Below are 1,009 nucleotides of genomic sequence, written 5' to 3'. Positions count from 1 at the left end.
GGTGAGAACCGCGCGGGCAACTCCCCCTTGCCGGCCGACCCCGCAGCCGACAAAACCATCCCCGCCAGGACAGCTTCCTTTCAAGGAGCACCCGCAACCAACCCAGGGGCGCGTGGGGGTACCTCCCAGGCGAAGCTCTGGGGGAGAACGGCGCGAGAACCCCCCACCGGCAGGTGGTCCCGGAACCGACAGCACCACCCACCCCGGAGGGTCCACCCAGGCACAGCGCCAACGTCACACCTTGGACTTGTATCCGCGCCCCCACTGCAGCCCCCACCCGTAGAGCCGGTCGATCTCCGCCTGGAAGCCGTAGACGTACCGCACCTCGCGGTGCACGATCATCTCGTCCTTGCGGTTCTCGATCAGCACCACCGCGCACGACCGCGCCTGCGGCTCCCGCTCGGTGAGCGGGATCTCGATCCGCGGCCCGGAGCCGGGGAAGATCTCCACCTTCGCGTGGGTGCGGTCGAACGCGGGCGTGCCGTCGTAGATGTACACGAACACCAGCAGGCGCTTGAACTCCTCGCGCTTGTCGAAGTTGATGTACAGCGTCTCGCCCGAGGTGCCGCCGAACCGGTCGTCGCCGGTCATCTGGATGTACGGCGGCCCGTCCAGATCGCCGTGGAAGTCGCCGAGCGGCTGGACCACGCCCTTGGTGCCGTCGGTGAGTTCGTACATGCACGCCAGGTCCAGGTCGACGTTGACCATCGCCGGGCCGGCCGCCTGCACCACACGTGGCCTGAACACGTCGATCTGGCGGCGCAGGAAGCCGCCCCGGTCGGTCGCCCAGTCCCCGGAGTCGGACGGCCGCATCTGCCAGGACAGGTTCACCCGCATGTTGCCGACCGCGGCACCGTGTTTCGTCAGCGACAACTCGGGCCGCCGTTTGGTGAGTTCCACGCTGTGCGCGTTCGTCACGTCGAACTGCTCCGGGCCGTTGGGCCGCAGGAACCGCAACCAGGCCATTGTCGTCCGTCCTCCCCTGTCGCTCACTGCCGCAACTGCCCGC

General features: G+C 68.5%; 1 protein-coding gene. It reads right to left on the bottom strand.

Annotation, left to right across the window (positions count from 1 at the left end):
• Positions 1 to 234: 234 nt before the first annotated feature.
• A complete protein-coding gene (locus tag AC13HU_RS37620; protein WP_483046498.1) occupies positions 235 to 966 on the bottom strand; it encodes a TerD family protein in 732 nt (243 codons plus the stop codon).
• Positions 967 to 1,009: the final 43 nt, after the last annotated feature.

Source organism: Streptomyces sp. NH27 (genome assembly GCF_056859195.1).
This window is presented reverse-complemented; position numbering and strand designations above follow the sequence as displayed.

What these genes read in the sequence shown, in the direction of transcription:
- AC13HU_RS37620 (WP_483046498.1), bottom strand. Translation starts at nt 966, where the DNA reads ATGGCCTGGTTGCGGTTCCTGCGGCCCAACGGCCCGGAGCAGTTCGAC.